General features: G+C 70.7%; 15 protein-coding genes. 11 read left to right on the forward strand and 4 right to left on the reverse strand.

What is annotated here, in order from left to right:
• Positions 1–99 precede the first annotated feature (99 nt).
• From WBG79_RS11775 to WBG79_RS11790, 4 genes are all read left to right on the forward strand, one after another.
• On the forward strand, positions 100–1,077 hold the full coding sequence (locus tag WBG79_RS11775) for an extracellular solute-binding protein (protein ID WP_337357295.1): 978 nt from the start codon (positions 100–102) through the stop codon (positions 1,075–1,077).
• A gap of 1 nt (position 1,078) precedes the next feature.
• Positions 1,079–2,086, forward strand: a complete 1,008-nt coding sequence (locus WBG79_RS11780; RefSeq protein WP_337357296.1) for a protein phosphatase 2C domain-containing protein — start codon at positions 1,079–1,081, stop codon at positions 2,084–2,086.
• A gap of 162 nt (positions 2,087–2,248) precedes the next feature.
• The gene (locus WBG79_RS11785) at positions 2,249–2,935 is read left to right on the forward strand and encodes a Crp/Fnr family transcriptional regulator (protein WP_337357297.1); all 687 of its coding nucleotides are present in this window, start codon (positions 2,249–2,251) and stop codon (positions 2,933–2,935) included.
• Between the two features lie 97 nt (positions 2,936–3,032).
• A complete protein-coding gene (locus WBG79_RS11790; protein ID WP_337357298.1) occupies positions 3,033–3,683 on the forward strand; it encodes a hemerythrin domain-containing protein in 651 nt (216 codons plus the stop codon).
• Positions 3,684–3,713: 30 nt separating this feature from the next.
• On the opposite strand, the gene WBG79_RS11795 is transcribed toward WBG79_RS11790, so the two are convergent.
• Both WBG79_RS11795 and WBG79_RS11800 read right to left on the reverse strand, forming a co-directional pair.
• Entirely contained in the window at positions 3,714–5,606 is a 1,893-nt protein-coding gene (locus WBG79_RS11795) for an ABC transporter ATP-binding protein/permease (protein ID WP_337357299.1), read from the reverse strand.
• Positions 5,607–5,695: 89 nt separating this feature from the next.
• The gene (locus WBG79_RS11800; RefSeq protein WP_337357300.1) at positions 5,696–6,028 is read right to left on the reverse strand and encodes a hypothetical protein; all 333 of its coding nucleotides are present in this window, start codon (positions 6,026–6,028) and stop codon (positions 5,696–5,698) included.
• Positions 6,029–6,481: 453 nt separating this feature from the next.
• On the opposite strand from WBG79_RS11800, the gene WBG79_RS11805 reads away from it, so the two are divergent.
• The 5 genes from WBG79_RS11805 (at position 6,482) to WBG79_RS11825 (ending at position 13,521) form a co-directional block, all read left to right on the forward strand.
• Entirely contained in the window at positions 6,482–8,989 is a 2,508-nt protein-coding gene (locus WBG79_RS11805) for a hypothetical protein (RefSeq protein WP_337357301.1), read from the forward strand.
• Between the two features lie 75 nt (positions 8,990–9,064).
• Positions 9,065–10,333, forward strand: coding sequence for an ABC transporter substrate-binding protein (locus WBG79_RS11810; RefSeq protein WP_337357302.1), 1,269 nt, complete (start codon positions 9,065–9,067; stop codon positions 10,331–10,333).
• A gap of 28 nt (positions 10,334–10,361) precedes the next feature.
• Positions 10,362–11,375 (forward strand): carbohydrate ABC transporter permease, encoded by a 1,014-nt coding sequence (locus tag WBG79_RS11815; RefSeq protein ID WP_443147426.1) that lies wholly within the window; start codon positions 10,362–10,364, stop codon positions 11,373–11,375.
• Complete coding sequence (locus WBG79_RS11820) at positions 11,372–12,427, forward strand: carbohydrate ABC transporter permease (protein ID WP_337357303.1); 1,056 nt, start codon at positions 11,372–11,374, stop codon at positions 12,425–12,427. Before WBG79_RS11815 ends, WBG79_RS11820 begins: the two co-directional genes overlap by 4 nt.
• 8 nt (positions 12,428–12,435) lie before the next feature.
• Complete coding sequence (locus WBG79_RS11825) at positions 12,436–13,521, forward strand: ABC transporter ATP-binding protein (RefSeq protein ID WP_337357304.1); 1,086 nt, start codon at positions 12,436–12,438, stop codon at positions 13,519–13,521.
• Between the two features lie 259 nt (positions 13,522–13,780).
• On the opposite strand, the gene WBG79_RS11830 is transcribed toward WBG79_RS11825, so the two are convergent.
• Together WBG79_RS11830 and WBG79_RS11835 are read right to left on the reverse strand one after the other, a co-directional pair.
• The gene (locus WBG79_RS11830; protein ID WP_337357305.1) at positions 13,781–14,671 is read right to left on the reverse strand and encodes an alpha/beta hydrolase family protein; all 891 of its coding nucleotides are present in this window, start codon (positions 14,669–14,671) and stop codon (positions 13,781–13,783) included.
• A 118-nt stretch (positions 14,672–14,789) separates the two neighbouring features.
• The gene (locus WBG79_RS11835) at positions 14,790–16,178 is read right to left on the reverse strand and encodes an FAD-dependent oxidoreductase (RefSeq protein WP_337357931.1); all 1,389 of its coding nucleotides are present in this window, start codon (positions 16,176–16,178) and stop codon (positions 14,790–14,792) included.
• 109 nt (positions 16,179–16,287) lie between these two features.
• Here WBG79_RS11835 and WBG79_RS11840 point away from each other — a divergent pair, with 109 nt between their 5' ends.
• Together WBG79_RS11840 and WBG79_RS11845 are read left to right on the forward strand one after the other, a co-directional pair.
• On the forward strand, positions 16,288–17,130 hold the full coding sequence (locus WBG79_RS11840) for a GntR family transcriptional regulator (protein WP_337357306.1): 843 nt from the start codon (positions 16,288–16,290) through the stop codon (positions 17,128–17,130).
• Positions 17,127–18,332 (forward strand): ABC transporter substrate-binding protein, encoded by a 1,206-nt coding sequence (locus WBG79_RS11845; RefSeq protein WP_337357307.1) that lies wholly within the window; start codon positions 17,127–17,129, stop codon positions 18,330–18,332. The genes WBG79_RS11840 and WBG79_RS11845 overlap by 4 nt, the downstream gene beginning before the upstream one ends.
• The last annotated feature ends 6 nt before the right edge of the window (positions 18,333–18,338 follow it).

An 18,338-nucleotide genomic window follows, 5' to 3' on the forward strand; every position in this document is an offset into this window, starting at 1 on the left:
TTGTTTGCTCGACGGAAGCTTGCACACGTGCGCGCGCCGGATGCAAGATGACGACTGACGACCGAGCCGACGCCGAGGCCGGTCACGGGAGGACTGGAAATGCGCTTCGGATCCATGGTGTTGGCGGGGCTCGGCCTCGCAGCCGCATTCACGGGTGCCGCCCACGCGGCCGGCGAGAAGGTCGTCGTCTACACGGCCCACAAGTCGTCCATCGTGCAGGCCATGATTCCCCAGTTCGAGGCCGACACGGGCCTGAAGGCCGAGGTGGTCCAGCTCGGCACCGGCGACGTCTTCAAGCGTGCTCGCGCGGAGGCCTCGGCGCCCCGCGCCGACGTGATCTGGAGCGTGACCGGCTCGCTCCTGAGCGAGAACGCCGACCTGATCGAGCCCTACAAGGTCAAGGACGCCGACGCGATCGACCCGCGCTTCGTCGCGCATCCGTCCTGGACGCCCTACACGGCCGTCATCTACGTGCTGATGGTCAACACCAAGATGGTCAAGGACGCGGACGTCCCCAAGACCTGGAGCGAGCTCAGCGATCCGAAGTGGGCCGGCAAGGTGGCCTCCGCGCGGGCCGACAACTCCGGTTCGGCCTTCCAGCAGATGACGACCGTCCTGACCGCCTTCGGCGACAAGGGCTGGGAGAAATACGCCGCCCTCGCCAAGAACTTCGTCTTCTCGAACTCCTCGGGCGCCGTGCCGCGCTTCGTGGCCGACGGGGAGGCCCCGCTCGGCCTCACCCTGGAGGACAACGCGCTCGAATACGTGGTCGGCGGCGCGCCCGTGAAGGTGTCTTACATCGAGGACGGCACCACCGCCTCGCCGGACGGGGTGGCGGTCGTGAAGGGCGGGCCCAATCCCGATGGCGCCCGCAAGTTCCTGGACTGGGCCCTCTCCAAGAAGACGCAGGAGACCCTGGTGCAGGCCGCCGGGCGCCGCTCGGTGCGCAAGGACGTGGACGGCCCCAAGGGCGTGAAGCCGCTCGGCGAGCTGAAGCTGATCACGCTGAAGTCCATCGACGAGCTGGGCGGCACCAAGGCGATCATGGAGAAGTGGCGCCAGGCGACCGGCCAGTAAGTTGCGCATCGAGGCGTTCAGCCGGGGCAAGCATCACGCGCGACCGGAGGAGAACGAGGATTGCCTCCTCGTCCTCCCCGGCCTCGGCTACGCGGTGCTCGACGGGGTGACCGACCGCAGCGCCCGCCGCTACGGCGGCATGCGCGCCGGTCGCCACGCGTCCCGGACCGTCGCCAACCGCCTGGCCGAGGTGTTGCCCGCCAGCCTGAGGGACGCCGCCGGCCCGCGCGAGCGCGCCGCGGGCCTCGTCGCGGCCGCGGGCGCGGCCATCCGCGAATCCTACGTGGCGCACGAACTCCTGGCCGAGGCGGAAGCGCGGCCGGCGTTGCGCATGGGCTGCACCCTGGCCATGGCGGTCCACGACCGCGACCGGCTCGTTCTCCTGTCCGTCGGCGATACCGGCCTGCGCGTCTCCCTCGCCGACGGCCGGACCGAGACGCATGTCGAAGAGAAGCCGCTCGACCGCATCACCGCCCTGATGCGCCGGGAGGCCTGGCGCTGGGCCGAGGCGCAGGGCGCGGACGTCGAAGAGGTCCGCTCCCTCTCGGACGCCGCCTGCTGGAGCGGGCTCGCCGCCTTGCACGACCGGCTGCCGGCCGGCGAGGCCGAAGGGTTGCGCCGGCGGATCCTGGAGGTCTGCGGCGAGGAGATCCGCGGCGTGTCGCAACGCGAGATCGATCGGCTCGTCGACAGCGGGATCGCCGGGCAGCGCGCCTTCGCCAACCATCCGGAATTCGATCTCGGCTACGGCGTGCTGGACGGCTTCCCGGTCCCCGACCGCTACGTCTTCACGGCCGAACACCGTCTCGACGCGGTGGAGACGCTGGAGATCTTCTCGGACGGCTATTTCAAGAGTCCCCAGGGCTTCGGCGTGGAGGCCTGGGAGGCGGCCTTCCGCGAGGTCGAGGCCGAGGACCCCGACAAGGTGCTGACCCATCCGAGCACCAAGGGGTCGAGCGCCACCGCCTGGGCCGACGACCGGACCTATCTCGGCGTCGTCCTCGACTGAGGCTGGAGCGGCGGCAGCCGCCCCCTCTTGCGGAAATGGCTCGTCCATGTGCGCCGCCGCAAAGACCGGCCGCGCCCGAGCCGGCATCCTGCGCCCCGGGACCGCCCCGCCGTTCCGGATCGGCCGGCAAAGCGGGCCCGATTTTGCACGGGAGCCCGCCACATGCCGAGCGACGCCGAAGCGGACGCCCTTCTCCTCGGGCGACTGCCCCTCTTCCGGGGCGTGCCCGACCGCGTGGTCGAGCGGCTGCTCCGCCGGCGCCATCCGGTCGCCTACCGGGAAGGCGAGGTGATCTTCCAGGAGGGCGACCCGGCCTCGCGCCTCCATGTCGTCCTGGCCGGAGTCGTGAAAATCGTGCGCGGCCGCAAGGACGGCCGCGAAGTCCTCCTCGACATCGTCAAGTGTGGCGAGACCATCGCCGAATGCGCCTTCTGCGCGTCCGAGTTTCACAGCTTCTCGGCCGAAGCCGTTACCCCCTGCCGTCTCCTCGGTATCGACGTCGACGCGATCTCGACTTGCCTCCGGGAGGAGACCGCCTTCGGGAGCGTGCTCCTGCGCGTCCAGCAGCGCCATTTCGAACTGCTGATGGACCAGGTCGAGCAGATGAAGCTGATGACCGGGGCGCAGCGCGTCGGCCGGTTCATGCTGCGCCACACGGAAGGCGGCGACGGCGAGGTCGCGTTCGACCTGCCCTACGAGAAGGCCCTGATCGCGAGCCTGCTCGGCATGAACCCGGAAACCTTCTCGCGCGTCCTCGCCCAGTTGAGGAAGCGCGGCGTGCGGGTGGAGGGCCGCCGCGTCGTCATCGCCTCGGTGGCCCGGCTCGCCCAGTTCGTCGATCGCGGGTGACCGGCGGGGGCGGCGACACCGGACTTGCCCGATTGACGGCCGTCAAGGCGCGGTCCGGCCGGCGGTCCAAAGTCCTGCGACATCGCCGGAGCCAGACATGAACATCGACGCGACGCCCCTCGGAGAGCTCGCCCGCCTGCTGCCGGGGTCGACCACCGTTCTGCACCGGTTCGGCCTCCGACCGGAGACGGAAGGCGCCCTGACGGTCTCCGATGCCGGCCGCCTGCATGGCGTCGAGCCCGACGAGCTCCGGTCCGCGCTCGAGGACCTGGAGGTTAAGGTCCGCAATTTCGACCCCGTCCGGAGCGCGGGCGCGCTGGTCGAGCTGATCGTGGCGCGTTTCCACGAGCCCCTCCGGCGCGACATGCCGAACTTGATCATGCTCGCCGACCGCGTCGAGAAGCTGCACGGCGACCACGAGCGGTGCCCGAAGGGCCTGACCCTCGTCCTCAGCGCGCTCTGGGCGGACCTGAGCGAGCACATGGCGGTCGAGGAACGCGTCATCTTCCCGCTGATCGTCGCCCGCGACGCCCGGCTCGCCGAAGCTCCGCTGCGCCGCATGCGGGAGGAGCACCGCATCCACCTGTCTCAACTGGAGGCGCTCGCCGCCATCACCGACTCGTTCACGCCGCCGGACGATGCCTGCCGGTCCTGGCGGAAGCTCTACGAGTCCCTGGCACGATTCCGGGTCGAGCTGGAGGATCACGTTCGCCTCGAGGACGACGTCCTGTTCCAGGCCTTCGCCTGACGTCGGCTCCTCATGTCGGGCCGGCTCGCCTCAGAGGCGGCTTGCCCCGGCCGCTTGGCCCCGCCGCGGCCGCAACCCGCGGATCTGCTGAAGCCAGGCCCGCTTCGGCCGCTTCTGCACCGGTTGAGAGGCCCGTTCGAAGAGGCGGGTGCCGCTCGTCCGCTTCTCCAGCCGCAGCGTCCGCGTATGGAAGGCCTCCACCCCCGGCCGATGCGCGATCGAGAGGATGGTCGTGCCCGCGAGGTCCTCGCTGAAGAGGGACAGCATGGCGGCCTGGCTGTCGTCGTCGAGCGCGGAGGTGGCCTCGTCCATGAAGACCCATCGTGGGCGATGCAGGAGCACGCGCGTGAAGGCGACCCTCTGCTGCTGACCGAGCGACAGCGACTTGTCCCAGCGGTCCTCCCGGTCGAGCTGCTCGACGAAGTCCTCCAGCCGGCAGCGCCGCATGGCCGCCGCGATCTCCTCGTCCGTGAAGCGGTCGGGGCCGCTCGGGTACGAGAGCGCCTGCCGCAGCGAGCCGAGCGGCATGTAGGGGCGCTGCGGCATGAACATCTGGTCCTCGGCGGGCGGCACGAGGACGGTCCCCGACCCCCAGGGCCAGAGGCCCGCGACGGCCCTGAACATCGTGCTCTTGCCCGAGCCGGACTCGCCCGTGATCAGCACGCGCTCGCCCGGAGCGATCTCCACCGTCGCCTCGTCGATCACCGTGCGGCCGCCGATGAGCGAGATCGCCACCCCGTCGAAGGTGAGCTTGCCCTCCGGATGCGGCTCGACCTTGAGCCGCTCCTGCGCATTGATGTCGTCCTCGAGGTCCGCCAGCGCGTCCCGGAACGTCGACACCCGGGTCACGGCGGAGCGCCAGTCGGCGATGCGCGGGAACTGGTCGACGAAGTAGCGCAGCGCCGTCTGGACCTGCGTGAAGGCGCCCACGACCATCATCAGGCTGCCGAAGCTGAGGTCGCCGGAGAAGTAGCCCGGCGCGGCCGCCAGGACCGGCACCACCATCGCCAGCCAGCCGTACCCGGAGGTGATCCAGGTCAGGCGCGACAGGGCTCCGGAGAGCTTGCGCATGGAGGCGAGCACCAGCCCGAGCGAGCCGTCCAGGTTGCGCCGCTCGTCCGCCTCGCCGCCGTGCAGCGCCACCCCCTCGGCATTCTCGCCGATCCGCACCAGCGCGAAGCGGAAGTCCGCCTCGCGCGCGTAGCGCTCCGTGTTGAGCGCGATGAGGGGGCGCCCGACCAGCCAGGTGAGCCCGGATCCGAGCCCGGCATAGAGGATCGCAACCCAGACCATGTAGCCCGGGATGTGCAGCGTGTTGCCGCCGATCTCGAAGGTGACGTTCGTCGACAGGCCCCAGAGGACGCCCGTGAAGGTGACGAGCAGCAGCGTCGACTGCAGGAGACCGACGCCGAGTTCGGTCGTGAAGTCGGCCACCAGGCGGCAGTCCTCCTGCAGCCGCTGGTCCGCCGCCGATCCGCGCTCGCCGGCGAAACCGAGCCAGTAGGCGTAGCGCGGCTTCAGCCAGGTATCGAGCAGGATCTCGCTGAGCCTGGCGCGGATCCTCATCTTGAGCGTTTCCTGCAGCCAGGTCTGGGCGACGATGCAGCTCAGGAGCGCCGCCGCGATCCACAGGAAGGTCAGGAGCTGTGACCAGAAGCCCGACACGTCCTTCTTCTGGATCGCGTCGAAGAAGGCACCGTTCCAGGTGTTGAGCCGAACCTGCCCGACCATGTTGGCGACGAGCACGGCGACCAGGCCGGCCACCAGCACCTGGATGGGCCTGCCGCGCGCGCCGCGCATCAGCACGCCGAGGAGCGACGCGAGCTCGACCAGCATGGGCCGCTCCGTCCGACGCGGTGCCTCGGCCTCCGCCTCGGTCGAAGTCGGAAGCACGTTCGCCGGCGGCGCGTCGGTCATTGCCATGGGCCCTCGCTTTCCGACCTACAACGAAAGCGGAGCCGTTCTGGTTTCCAATCGGGAGCCGGACCTTGCGGCGCAGGAGCGGCGGCGCCTCAACGGGGCACGGTCGCGCGTCCCCAGGCGTCCGTCTCGGTGCCGCAGGTCTTACATTTGTACCCGCCGAGCAGCGCCATCCGCAGGGTGGTGGGCTTGCGCAGGAACGGCATCTCGCTGCCGCAGGTCGGACAGGAAACGGCTCGGCCGATCGGGTATCCGGTCTTCCCCAAGAGCCAGATCATGAGCGGCGGAAAGACGATGGCGAGGACGATCGTCGCGAGAATCGGTTCGGCATGCGCTCCGCCGCTGCTGAAGACGACAGGCACGGCGCCGGACGCCAGGATGATGGCCGCGAGCAGGGCGTACCAGGCCAGATAGGGCTTGTTCACGGGAAACCTCCTGTCGGAAAGAGGGACGCGGACGTGAGGCGGCCGGGACCGGCCGTCACCCGGGGGCGAGGAAGGCGATCACGCGGTCGGCACGCCCGCGAACCGAGATCTCGGGTCGGGCGGACGCGCGCCCGAGCGTCCTCGCGCGGCGGGCCAGGCTATCCGCAGAGCAGAAGTGCTTCCCACATCAGCCGGAGGATGCTCTTGAAGCGGTCCCAGATCGGGCCCGTCTGCGGGGACTCTTGCATGGCCGTCTCCCGATGTCGGGCGGCACCGGATGGATTCGGGAGTCTTGCCCGTCGTTGCTGGTAGCCTGGCCGAAGCGGCCTGAATGTCGGCTGAACACGCCTTCGGCCGCGGTCGCCACCCGCAGCCCTCGCGACGATTGACGAGCGTGCGGCGATGCGCCACCTCGTCGTCGAGGCCCGGAGCCGGGCGGCGGGAGAGCGAACCATGGTCGAATCGAACGGGCCGGCGCGGCGGCCCTTGGCGGCCGGGGAGGCGATCCGCTGGTGGCAGGTCGGCGCGACCGCCGAGGAGCGCTACGACGGGCCGGACGTGCCCATGTCCGGCGGCATGGACCCGTTCTTCTTCGCCACCCGCCACAAGAACTTCATTCCCCACGAGTATCCGTGCCGAACCCGCTTCGCGGCGGAGCGGCGGGACAAGCGACCCGTCCCGCGCGGCGCCTTCGAGCCCCGGCGCCTGTGGCTTCCCTTCGGCTCGCCCCGTCTGGACCTGTCCGGCTTCTGGTTCCGGCCGACCGTGCTCGGCACCTGGGCCCGCGCCGTGATCGAGGCGACGACGGCCGGCCGCGCCCGCTTCCGGCTCTCCACCTGCGGCGGCGCGATCCTGTTCGTGGGCGGCGTCGAGGTCGGCTGGCTGGCACCCTACCGGCGCAACCTGGAGACCGCCGCCGTGATGGAGGCCGACCTGCCGGCCGGCTCTTGCGAGATCCTCGTCTGGTTCGACGACCTGGCCGAGCGCGACGCCCGCTACTTCATCGAACTCGACTACCTGGACGGCCCGGCCGCTTCGATCCGCCTCGGAACCGAGGCGCCGGCCGCCGTCGCCGACGCGGTCGAGGCCGCCCTGACGTCGCTCCGCTTCGAGCGGCCTTCCTACGACGGCGGACCCGCCGCCCTGGTCGTCGACCGGCCGCTCCCGGTCGACGCCGCGGTCGACATCGCGGTTGCGGGCGACTTCATATCCCATGACAAGACCACCTTCCAACATACGCTGAAGACGGGTGAAACACGCCTCGTCGTTGCTGACGCGGACGACCTTCCGGCGGACTTCCGGCACTTCGCCGTGACCCTGTCGGCCGGAGCCATGACGGCGTCCCGCGGCCTCGGCATCGGGATCGCCCACGGACGCCGGCAGGGGCCGGCGCCGGCCGCCCTGCAGGACCGGGTCTCCGAGGCGCTCGCCCACGTTGCCCGGCACGGGGAGCCCGACAGCGTCACGGCCCTCGCGCGGCTCGCCCTCGGGGAGGCCGGCCCGGAGACCGAGGCCATGCTGGCCGCGGGGCTACCCGCCATCGAGGACTGCCACGACTGCGCGGACTTCATCCTGGTCCCGCTCCTCTGGTGCCGGCAGCGCTTCGGCGAACGCCTGTCCCAGGACCTGGTCGCCCGTATCGACGCCGTGACGCTGTCGTACCGCTACTGGATGGACGAGCCCGGCAACGACGTGCAGTGGTACTTCTCGGAGAACCACGCCCTCCTGTTCCACACCGCCGCCTACCTGGCCGGCCATCGGCTGCCGGAGGCGGTGTTCCGCCGATCGGGCCGGCGGGGGGCCGAGCAGTCGGCCGTCGGGGCGGCCAGGGTCCGCGCCTGGTTCGACCACTTCGAGACCTGGGAGATGGCGGAGTTCAACTCCGCCCCCTACTTCCCGATCGACCTGAAGGGCCTCGCCGCGCTCTACGCCCTGGCGCCCGACCGCGACATCGCCGAGCGGGCCGGCCGGGCGATCCTGCGCCTCCTGGAGATCGTCGCCGCCTCGGCCCATCACGGGATCCTCACCGCGGCCCAGGGGCGCTCCTACGAGCACTCGCTCATCCCGGCCAACGCGCTCGAGCTGTCGGCCGTCGCCCGCCTCCTCTGGGGAACGGGCAGCTACGGCCGCCGCTTCCACTGCCTGCCGCTCCTCGCGCTGGCCCTCCGCGACCATGGCCTGGCGGTCCCGGACGCCCTCGCGCCGATCGCCTCGCTGCCTCCCGGCACCGCGCAGGAATGGACCTTCGTCCAGGGCCAGGACCGCTTCGCGAAGCTCTACCACCATAAGACCGCCGACCACGCGCTCGGCACCACGGTCGGCTACCGGCCGGGGGAATGGGGCTACCAGGAGACCGTGCTGCACCTACGGATCGGACGGCACCCGGATGCGCAGGTCTGGATCAATCAGCCCGGCGAACTGATCCAGGGCGGCTTCGGCCGCCCCTCCTACTGGGGCGGCAACGCGACGATCCCCCGGGTGCACCAGTACCGCGACCTCGCGCTGGTCCTCTTCGAGGGCCACGATGGCCAGCCGCCGCTCTCCCACGCCTGGTTCCCGACCTTCGCGTTCGACGAGTGGCAGGTCGAAGGCCCGCTCGCCCTGGCGCGGGCCGACCGCGGCCTGCTTCTCCTGAAGGGCGGCGCGGACCTCGTCCGGATCGTCGAAGGGCCGGGCGCCGGAACCGAGTTGCAGCAGCCTGGCCTGGGGACGGCCTGGATCGTCCGGGTCGGCGCCACGGACCGCCACGGAACGGTTCGCGACTTTCGCCTCAGTTTCGAAAATCTTCGCTTCACGCGGGGCGCGAAGGATGATCTGATCGTCGACGATCCGGACTACGGGCCGGTGCGGTTCGGCGCCGACGGCGTGATCGAGGCCGAGGGCAGGCGTCTCGATCCGGGTGACTGGACAGTGACGGGCGTCCGACGCACTCTGCCCGACGGCCCCCTGCGGTCAGGCTGACGCCGCGCGGCAGGACGGGAATAAGCACAAGGCGGCCCGCTCACGAGGCCGCCGTCGATATCGGGAGGAATTCGGATGAAGCGCGTGAATTCGATTCTGGCGGCCGTCGCCTTCGGCCTCGCGGCCACCACCGCGGCCTCGGCCGGCGACGTCCGCATCATGTGGTACTCGGACGGCGTCGAGGGCGCGGTCGTCAAGGACCTGCTGGCCCGCTTCTCCAAGGATAACCCGGACGTCAACGTCATCCTCGACGAGGTCGCCTACAAGGTCGTCCAGGAGCAGTTGCCGATCCAGCTCGAGGCCGGGCAGGGACCGGACATCGCGCGCGTCACGAACCTGAAGACGATCGCGCAGCATTGGCTCGACCTGACCCCCCACATCAAGGATCCGGCCTACTGGCAGGCCAACTACGGCAACGAATTCGACTGGATGCGTCCGGACGGCTCCAAGGCCATCACGGGCTTCATGACCCAGATCACCCTGACCGGCGGCTTCGCCAACAAGACCCTGTTCGAGCAGGCCGGCGTGCCGCTCCCGGGCCCGAAGGCGACCTGGGACGAATGGGTCGAGGCCGCCGCCAAGGTGCAGAAGAGCCAGAAGCTCCCCGCCGCCTTCGCCATCGACCGCTCCGGCCACCGCATCTCCGGCCCGGCCGTCTCGTACGGTGCCAACTACATCGCCGCCGACGGCAAGCCGGCGCCGGTCGATGCGGGCCTGAAGGCCTTCGCGGAGCGTCTGGTCAAGTGGACGGCCGAAGGCAAGCACATGAAGGAGGTCTGGGTGTCCGCCGCCGGCTCGACCTACCGGGCCGCCGCCGAGGACTTCATCAACGCCCAGATCGCCTACTACTACTCGGGCAGCTGGCAGATCGCCAACCTGCAGACCAAGATCGGCAACAACTTCGACTGGGTGGCGACCGGCAGCCCCTGTGGCACGGCGGGCTGCTCGGGCCTCGCCGGCGGCGCCGCGCTGGTCGGCATCAAGTACACCAAGAACCCGAAGGACGTCGGCCGGGTGATGGACTACCTGGCGCGCGAGGACGTCTACAAGGAATTCATCGAACGGACGCTGTTCCTGCCTGCCCACCGCGGTCTGATCGCCAAGGGCAACCTCGACTTCAAGACCGACAGCGCGGCCGTCAAGGCGGCCCTGCAGAAGTACGTCCAGGCCTCGCAGGACATCCTGCCGGCCGCCGGCGCGCTTCCGGCCTGGAAGTGGGCGACCCCGTACTACGGCGCGCTGGTCAACCGCATCAGCCAGGTCATGGCCGGCGAGATGAAGCTCGACGAGGCCTGGGCCCGCATCGACAAGGACATCGCCGACCAGGTCGCACAGGCGAAGTGAGCCCAGCCCGGCCGGGAGGCCGAACCCCATGGCCGAGGTGATGCGCAAGGCGGGCGCCATGCTGACGGCGCCGTTCGCCTGGGCGGCCGCCGCGATCGACCGCCCCCTGCGGGCCCTGCAGAACGCCGCCGGCACGAACGGCATGGCGGCGTTCTTCCTCGCCCCGAACATGCTGATCTTCGGCCTCTTTGTGCTCCTGCCGCTGGTCATCAACATCGCCTACTCGACGACAGCCGGAACGGCCTTGTTCCTCCCCGACCGGACCTTCGTGGGCGCCGAGCAGTACCAGCGGCTCCTGACCTGCACCGACTACACGGACCCGAAGAGCTGCCTGGAGGATCAATTCTGGATCGCGCTGCGCAACACCGCGCTCTTCGTGGTCCTGCAGGTGAGCCTCATGACGGTCGTCGCGATGGTGACGGCGCTCATCCTCAACCGCGAGATCATGGGGCGCAGCTTCTGGCGCGCGGTGTTCTTCTTCCCGGTCCTGCTCTCGCCCGTGGTGGTCGGCCTCATCTGGCGCTGGATCCTGCAGCGCGACGGCCTGCTCAACGCCGCGCTGCTCCAGGTCGGCCTGGAGCCGCATGTCTGGCTGACCGACCGCTTCTGGGCCTTCGCGGCGGCCGTCGGGGTCTCGGTCTGGGCGCATGTCGGCTTCTACGCCCTCATCCTGCTCGCCGGCCTCCAGGCGATCCCCAAGGACCTCTACGAGGCCGCCGAGATGGACGGCACCCGGCCGGGCCGGGTCTTCTGGCGCATCACCCTGCCGCTCCTGATGCCGAACCTCCTGGTCGTCATCGTGCTCGCCCTGATCCGCGCGGTGCAGATCTTCGACGAGGTCTTCGTGCTGACCGGCGGCGGTCCCGGCACCAGCACGCTCTTCCTCACCCAGTACATCTACGAGATCGGCTTCGCGTCGCTCCTCAAGAATCCGGGCCTCGCCTCGGCGGCCTCGATCCTGATGGGCTCCGTGCTGGTCGTGCTGACGCTGATCCAGCTCGCCGTCGCCCGGCGCAACGAGGCCAAGGGGAGGCGCGAATGACGGCGGCCTTGCGGACCTTCCTGTTCCGGCGGCGCGGCGGCGAGCGGTGGCACTGGACCGACGTCGTCACTTGGGTGTGGCTGGTCGGCGGCACGATCCTGATGTTCGGCCCCGCCCTGTGGCTCGTCGGCTCGTCCTTCAAGTCCCCCGCCCAGCTCGCCGAGTTCCCGCCGACGATCCTGCCCTACGTCTCGCGCACCGTCGTCGTCCCCGGCCAGGACAAGCCGCTGCCGCTCTACGTGGTCAAGCTGGACAACGGCGAGACCAGGGAGATGGCCGAGATCCGCCGCATCGGCATCATGGCCCAGATGGTCGACCCGGCGAAGCCGACCGAGATCGTCCGGGTCAACATCCAGAGCCGCACCCCCGCCCGCGAGATCGGGCTGGCGCTCAGCAACTACACCGAGCCCTTCACCCATTTCGACTTCCTGACCTATCTCGGGAACTCCGTCTTCGTGACGGCGGTGGCGACCCTGATCACGCTGATCACCAACTCGATGGCCGCCTTCGCGCTGTCGAAGTACCAGTTCCGGGGCCGGAACGCGGTGATGCTCCTGATCCTGGCGACCCTGATGGTGCCGCTCTCCGTCATCCTGGTCCCGCTCTACTCGATCATCAGCGCCGTCGGGCTGTTCAACTCCCTCTGGGGCGTGATCCTGCCGACCGTCGCCACCCCGACCGGCGTCTTCATGCTGCGCCAGTACATGCTGACGATCCCCGACGAACTCATGGACGCCGCCCGGATGGACAAGGCGTCCGAGTGGCAGATCTACTGGCGCATCGTGCTGCCCTTGACGGCGCCGGCGCTCGCCGTGCTCGCCATATTCTCGGTCGTCTGGCGCTGGAACGACTTCCTGTGGCCGCTGATCGTGCTGTCCCGCAAGGAGCTCTACACGCTCCAGGTCGGCCTCAACACCTATGCGGGCGAGCTCAACGTCCAGTGGCACTACATCCTGGCCATGACGGTCGTGACCATGATCCCGGTCGTCCTCGTCTTCGTCTTCCTCCAGCGCTTCATCACGACCGGCATCGCCGGCTCCGGCCTGAAGTAGGGTCCGCCATGGGTCAGATCTCGCTCTCGGGCATCGACAAGGACTTCGGCGTCGTGAAGGTGCTGAAGGGCATCGACCTCGACATCCGCAAGGGCGAGTTGGTCGTCTTCGTCGGCCCCTCGGGCTGCGGCAAGTCCACCCTGCTGCGCCTCATCGCCGGCCTCGACCGGCCGACGGCGGGCACGATCTCGATCGACGGCAAGGACGTGACGCGCATGCCCGCCGCCGACCGCGGCCTCGCCATGGTGTTCCAGTCCTACGCGCTCTACCCCCACATGAGCGTCCGGCAGAACCTCGCTTTCGGGCTGGAGAACGCGCACCTGCCGCGCCCCGAGATCGACAAGCGGATCGCGGAGGCCGCCCGCATGCTCGAGATCGCCGTCCTGCTGGACCGCCGGCCCGGCCAGCTGTCCGGCGGCCAGCGCCAGCGCGTCGCGATCGGCCGGGCCATCGTCCGCAACCCGACCGCCTTCCTGCTCGACGAGCCGCTGTCCAACCTGGACGCCGAGCTGCGCGTCAGCATGCGCGCCGAACTCGCCGGCCTCCACGCCCGGCTGGGCACGACGATGATCTACGTCACCCACGACCAGGTCGAAGCCATGACGCTGGCGGACCGGATCGTGGTCCTGCGGGCGGGCCGGATCGAACAGGTCGACACGCCCCTCGGGCTCTTCAACAAGCCCGCCAACCTCTTCGTCGCCGGCTTCATCGGAGCCCCGAACATGAATTTCGTCCCCGCCGTCGTGAAGGGCCCGACCGCGGGGGGCGTCGAGGTCGAAGCCTTCGACGGCCGCCTCGTGCCCGTCGACGCCGCCCCCGGCGCGCTCGCGCCCGGCGATGCCGTCACGCTCGGGGTCCGCCCGCATCACCTCCACCGCGCCGCGGACGGCTCGGGGATCGCCGTCTCGGTCGCGCTCGTCGAGGCGCTCGGGGCCGAGACGGTCGTGCATGGCCGCACGGCCGAGGGGCAGAAGATCCTGGCCGTCCTCGCCGGGCAGGAACGGCTGGCGATGGGCGACACCATCGCGCTGACCTTCGACCGCAGCCAGACGCACGCCTTCGACAAGGACGGGCTGCGGGTCAGGGGCAATTGAGCGGGGATTGTTCGTGTCCGGCGGAGCTGAGCGGGGATGGCCTGGGTACCGGCCTGGGTTCTGCTCCGATATCGGTCGAATAGGACCCAACGGTTCAGTCTGTCATTGCCGGGCTAGTCCCGGCAATCCACATCACGAGGACTGAGCCTGTGGCCTGGATGCCCCGGACGAGCCCGGGCATGACAAAGGGTCAATTGTGCCGATACTCACGGAACCCACGATCGCACCCCCGTCGCGCCCTGATGCGGGCCCGGGGCCCTCAGTCGGCGAGCCGCGCCGTCAGGAAGTCCAGCAGCCGGGCGCGCATGGCCGGCGTCTCGACGTGCCCCGTCTCGGTCTCCCGAAGAAGCTCGAGCGCTCCGGCCGCACCCGCCTCCTCGTAGGCGCGGAGCGTCTCGGCGAGCGCGCGGTCGACGGCGGTCGGCGGGGTCAGGGGATCGCGGTCGCCGACCATGACGAGCTGCGGCCGGGGCGCGACGAGCCCGGCGATCGCGCCGGTGCTGGTGCGCTCGAGGAGGCCCGGGACCGTCAAGTAGATGCCGTGCAAATCGTGGGCGCCGGTCTCCACCAGGGTGGCGAAGTCGGCGTAGCAGCACGTGTGGGCGATCCAGGCGATGCGCTCGTCGGCGGCGGCGAGCCAATACGCGAAGGTCGCCCCCATCGAGAGCCCGAAGGCGCCGATCCGCTGCCCGTCGATGTCGGGGCGGGCGGCGAGCCAGCCTGCCGCGGCGGCCAGTTCCCCGAGCATCTGGCCAGCGAGGCTGCGGCCATGCCAGAGCCGCGCCTTGGCGGCGGCGCTCTCGGTCTCCCCGGCCCTGAGCCCGAAGCAGGGCAGGTCGATCGCGAGGACCGCGAAGCCGAGCCCCGCCAGTAACGGGCCGAGCGGCGACTGCAGGGCCGGGCGGCCGTCCGTCAGCTCCGCGGCGCCGATCTCGTAGCGGCCGCCGTGGGCGTGGATGTAGAGCACCGCCGGCAGCGGCCCCGCCGCGGCTCCGGGCCTGAGCAGGATGCCGCGGACGGGCTCCCCGGCGCCGGTCTCGAAGGTCAGCCGCTCGGTCGCGCAGGCGCCGGGCTCGACGTCCCGGCCGACCTCCCGGAGGGTGTGGCGGCCGATCTCGAACCTCTCGCGAAGCCAGGCGCGGAGCAGCATGGCGAACCTCCCGGTCGTCCGGCCCGGGGCCGGGCGGCCCGGGAGAGTGCCATCGGGAGATCGCCGGGTCGATGGCCCTGCGGCCGGAAGGGTCGCCGGCGCTCCGCCGACGGGACGCTCAGGCCTCCGCGGCCTCCGCGCCGGCGAGCCACCCGTACGCGACGGCCGTAAGCAGGCCGTTACCGGACAGGTAGCCACTCGCCTCCGCGCCGGATACTCCGCAGGCCGCCCCGCCGGCGGCGAACAGGTTGGGAAAGGCCGTCCCGTCCCGGGCGAGAACGCGGGCCTCCGCGTCGACGACGAGGCCGCCCTGCGTGTGGAAGAGGGCGCCTGTGACCTTGACGGCGGCGAACGGTGCGGCGAGCGGCGGCACGCCCGAGAAGTCGCGCCCGAAGCCGTCCCGCGCACCGGCCGCCTTGAGGGCGGAGACCTCCGCGAAGGTGTCCGCGAGCGCGTCGGCAGGCACGTGCATGCGCGCCGCGAGGCTTTCGACGCTGTCGGCGACGATGACCGCCCCGGCCGCCTCGGCGTTGCGGAAGTCCTCGAACTGGCGCGCGATGCCGGCGATCCGCGAATCGAAGACGGTGAACGCGACCCCGTCCGGCTGGGCGATCACCGAGGCGGCGGACTCCGAGTAGCCCCGTGCCTCGTCGGCGAAGCGGCGGCCGAGCCGGTTCACCTGGAACCCGCCCTCCGTGATGGTCGCCCAGGTGATCAGGATGCCGTGCGGATGCGCCACCGAGCCGTGCCCCTGGTGGCCGGACAGGTGCCGGGTCGCCGCCCCGAGCGCCTCGCCCCACAGGAGCGCGTCGCCCTGGTTGCCCGGGTGCCCGAAATAGAGCGCGTCCCTCAGCGCCGGGATATGCGCGGCGACGAGATCCCGGTTGCCGCCGTAGCCGTTGCAGGCGAGCACCAGGGCGCGGCAGCCGATCCGGTCCGTGGAGCCGTCCGGGCGCACGAGCCCGACGCCCGTGATCCGCCGGCCCGCGACATGGAGCGTGGTGGCCGTCGCCTCGGTGACGATCGCCACGCCGGCGGCCTCGGCCGCGCTCCGCAGCCGGTCCATCAGCTCCGCCCCAGACCGGCTCGGAAGCCCGTGCATCCGGCGCGCCGAGTGGCCCGGATAGGTGAAGTTGTCGATGACCGAGAAGGGCAGCCCGTGCCGGTCGGCGAGCCACTCGAGCGCATCGCCCACCACGTCGACCACCCGCTCCACGGCTGCCCGGTCCGGTTCGCCATGGGCCTTGGCCAGGATATCGCTCACGAATCCGGCCTTGCTGTCCCGGATCCCGGCCTCCCTCTGGAACCGAGTGCCCGCGGCCGGGATGAGCCCGGCCGACAGCGCCGTCGAGCCGCTCGGGACCGGGTCGCGCTCGATCACCACCACCTCGGCCCCGGCTTCCCGGGCCCGGAGCGCGGCCACGAGCCCGGCCGCGCCCGCGCCGATCACCAGGACGTCGCAGGTCGCCTCGAACGCCGTTCCGTCATCCTGCTCGATCCGTGCCATGGCTGCCGCGACCTCATTCACCTGTCTGCTCTTGACGACAGGAGAATGTACTATTTCTAATACCGCCGTGAAGCCCCGAGGCGGGGCGCCGTGAACGGGAGCGCGGCTGGTGGACGCCGTCGAATCCTCGAAGACCCACCGGCTCTATCTGCTCCTGAAGGAGCGGATCCTGTCGGGCGCGCTGGCGCCGGGCGAACGGCTCCCCGGCGAGCCGAGCCTCGCGGCCGCCCACGGTCTCTCCCGCGTCACCGTGCGCCGCGCGCTCGACGGCCTCGCCCGCGACGGTCTCGTCACCCGCCTGCCGGGGACCGGCACCTTCGTCAGCGAGCCGCCCGGCCGGCCGAAGGTGGTGGCCGACCTCGCCAACATGTTCGCCCATCTCGTGGCGATGGGCCGGGCCACCAAGGTCAAGCTCCTGTCCTTCTCCTACGTCGTGCCGCCGCCCGCCGTCGCCGCCCAGCTCCACTTGGCCCCCGGCGAGCGCACCCAGGCCTCGCTGCGCGTGCGCTACTACGAGGACGTGCCCTTCTCGTATCTCTCCACCCACGTGCCCGAGCGGATCGGCGTCACCTATTCCGAGGCCGATCTCGCCAACCGTCCGCTGCTCGAGCTCCTGGAGCGGTCGGGCGTGGTGGCGGCGCGCGCCGAGCAGACGATCTCCGCCACGCTGGCCGGGCCCGAGAGCGCGGCGGCCCTCGGCGTCGAGCTCGGCTCGCCGCTCATCTCGCTGACCCGCATCGTTCTCGACCAGGAGGGCAGGGGCGTCGAGCATCTCTCGGCGCTCTACCGGCCCGACCAGCACGCCTTTCACATGGAGCTCGTCCGCGCCGGCGACGGCCTGGACAGGCATTGGCGGCCGACCACCGGGGCACCGTCGCCGGCCGCCAACGTCAACGCGACCGGCAGCGCCCCCGCGCAACGCCCGAAGGTCCGACCAGGGAGGAAGACATGACCGAAGTCACCCGCCGTACGCTTCTGAAGGCCGGCAGCGCCACCGGCGCCGTGCTGGCCATGCCCGCCGTGCTCCGGGCCCAGCCCGCGCCGGTGAGGATCGGCATCCTGCAGCCCGTCACCGGCGCCCTCGCGCAGGACGGCGAATACGGCCGCCTCGGCGCCCAGATCGCCTTCGACGAGATCAACGCGGCCGGCGGCCTCAAGGCGCTCGGCGGCGCCAAGCTGGAGATGGTCTTCGGCGACGCGCGCTCGACGCCCGAGGGCGGCACCCAGGAGGTGGAACGCATGGAGGCCGAGAAGGTGGCCGCGATCGTCGGCGGCTTCGCGTCGCCCATCGTGCTCGCCGCCTCCCAGGCCGCGAGCCGATACGCCATCCCGTACATCTGCGACGTCGGCGTCGCGGACAACATCGTCACCCGCGGCCTGACCAACACCTTCCGATTCGGCCCGGGCTTCGGCATCGTCACGTCGACCGCGCTCGACAACCTCGTGAAGCTCAACGAGGCCGCCGGCAAACCCGCCAAGACCGTGGTGATCGTCCACGAGGACGGCCTCTTCGGCTCCGGCATGGCGAAGCTCCTGCAGGCGCAGCTCCCCGGCCGCGGCTTCGAGATCCTGGAGACCATCGCGCATCCGACGCCCTCGCGCGACATGTCCAACGTGGCGCTGCGCATCCGGGCCCTCAACCCGGACCTCGTCATCCCGTCGAGCTACTACGCCGAATTCGTGCTGCTCGCCCGCACCATGCAGCAGCAGCGCATCCGGCCGAAGGGCATCTACGCCATCCTCAACGGCGCGGCCTCCAACTTCCGTTTCGTCAAGGAATTCCCGGACGCCGCCAACCTGGTGATGGACTGCAACCACTGGGCCGACCCGCGCAAGCCGAAGACCGCCGAGGTCCGCAAGCTCGCCGAGGCCGGCGGCCGCTTCTGGCTCTACAACACGGCCCTCAACTACTCCTGCGTGAAGCTCCTCGCCGACGCGATCGAGCGTGCCGGGTCGACGGACCGCGCCAAGGTCACCGAGGCGATCGCCAACTCGACCTTCGCCGACCACATCATGCCCTACGGCCCGACGAAGTTCGTCAACGGCCAGAACCAGGGCGCCGCCCCGGTCAACACCCAGGTGCAGAACGGCGACATCAAGGTGATCTTCCCGGACGCCTTCGCGGACGCCAAGCCGATCTTCCCGGCGACCTGACCGACG

It is taken from the genome of Prosthecomicrobium sp. N25, assembly GCF_037203705.1.
Classification (GTDB): Bacteria; Pseudomonadota; Alphaproteobacteria; order Rhizobiales; family Ancalomicrobiaceae; genus Prosthecodimorpha.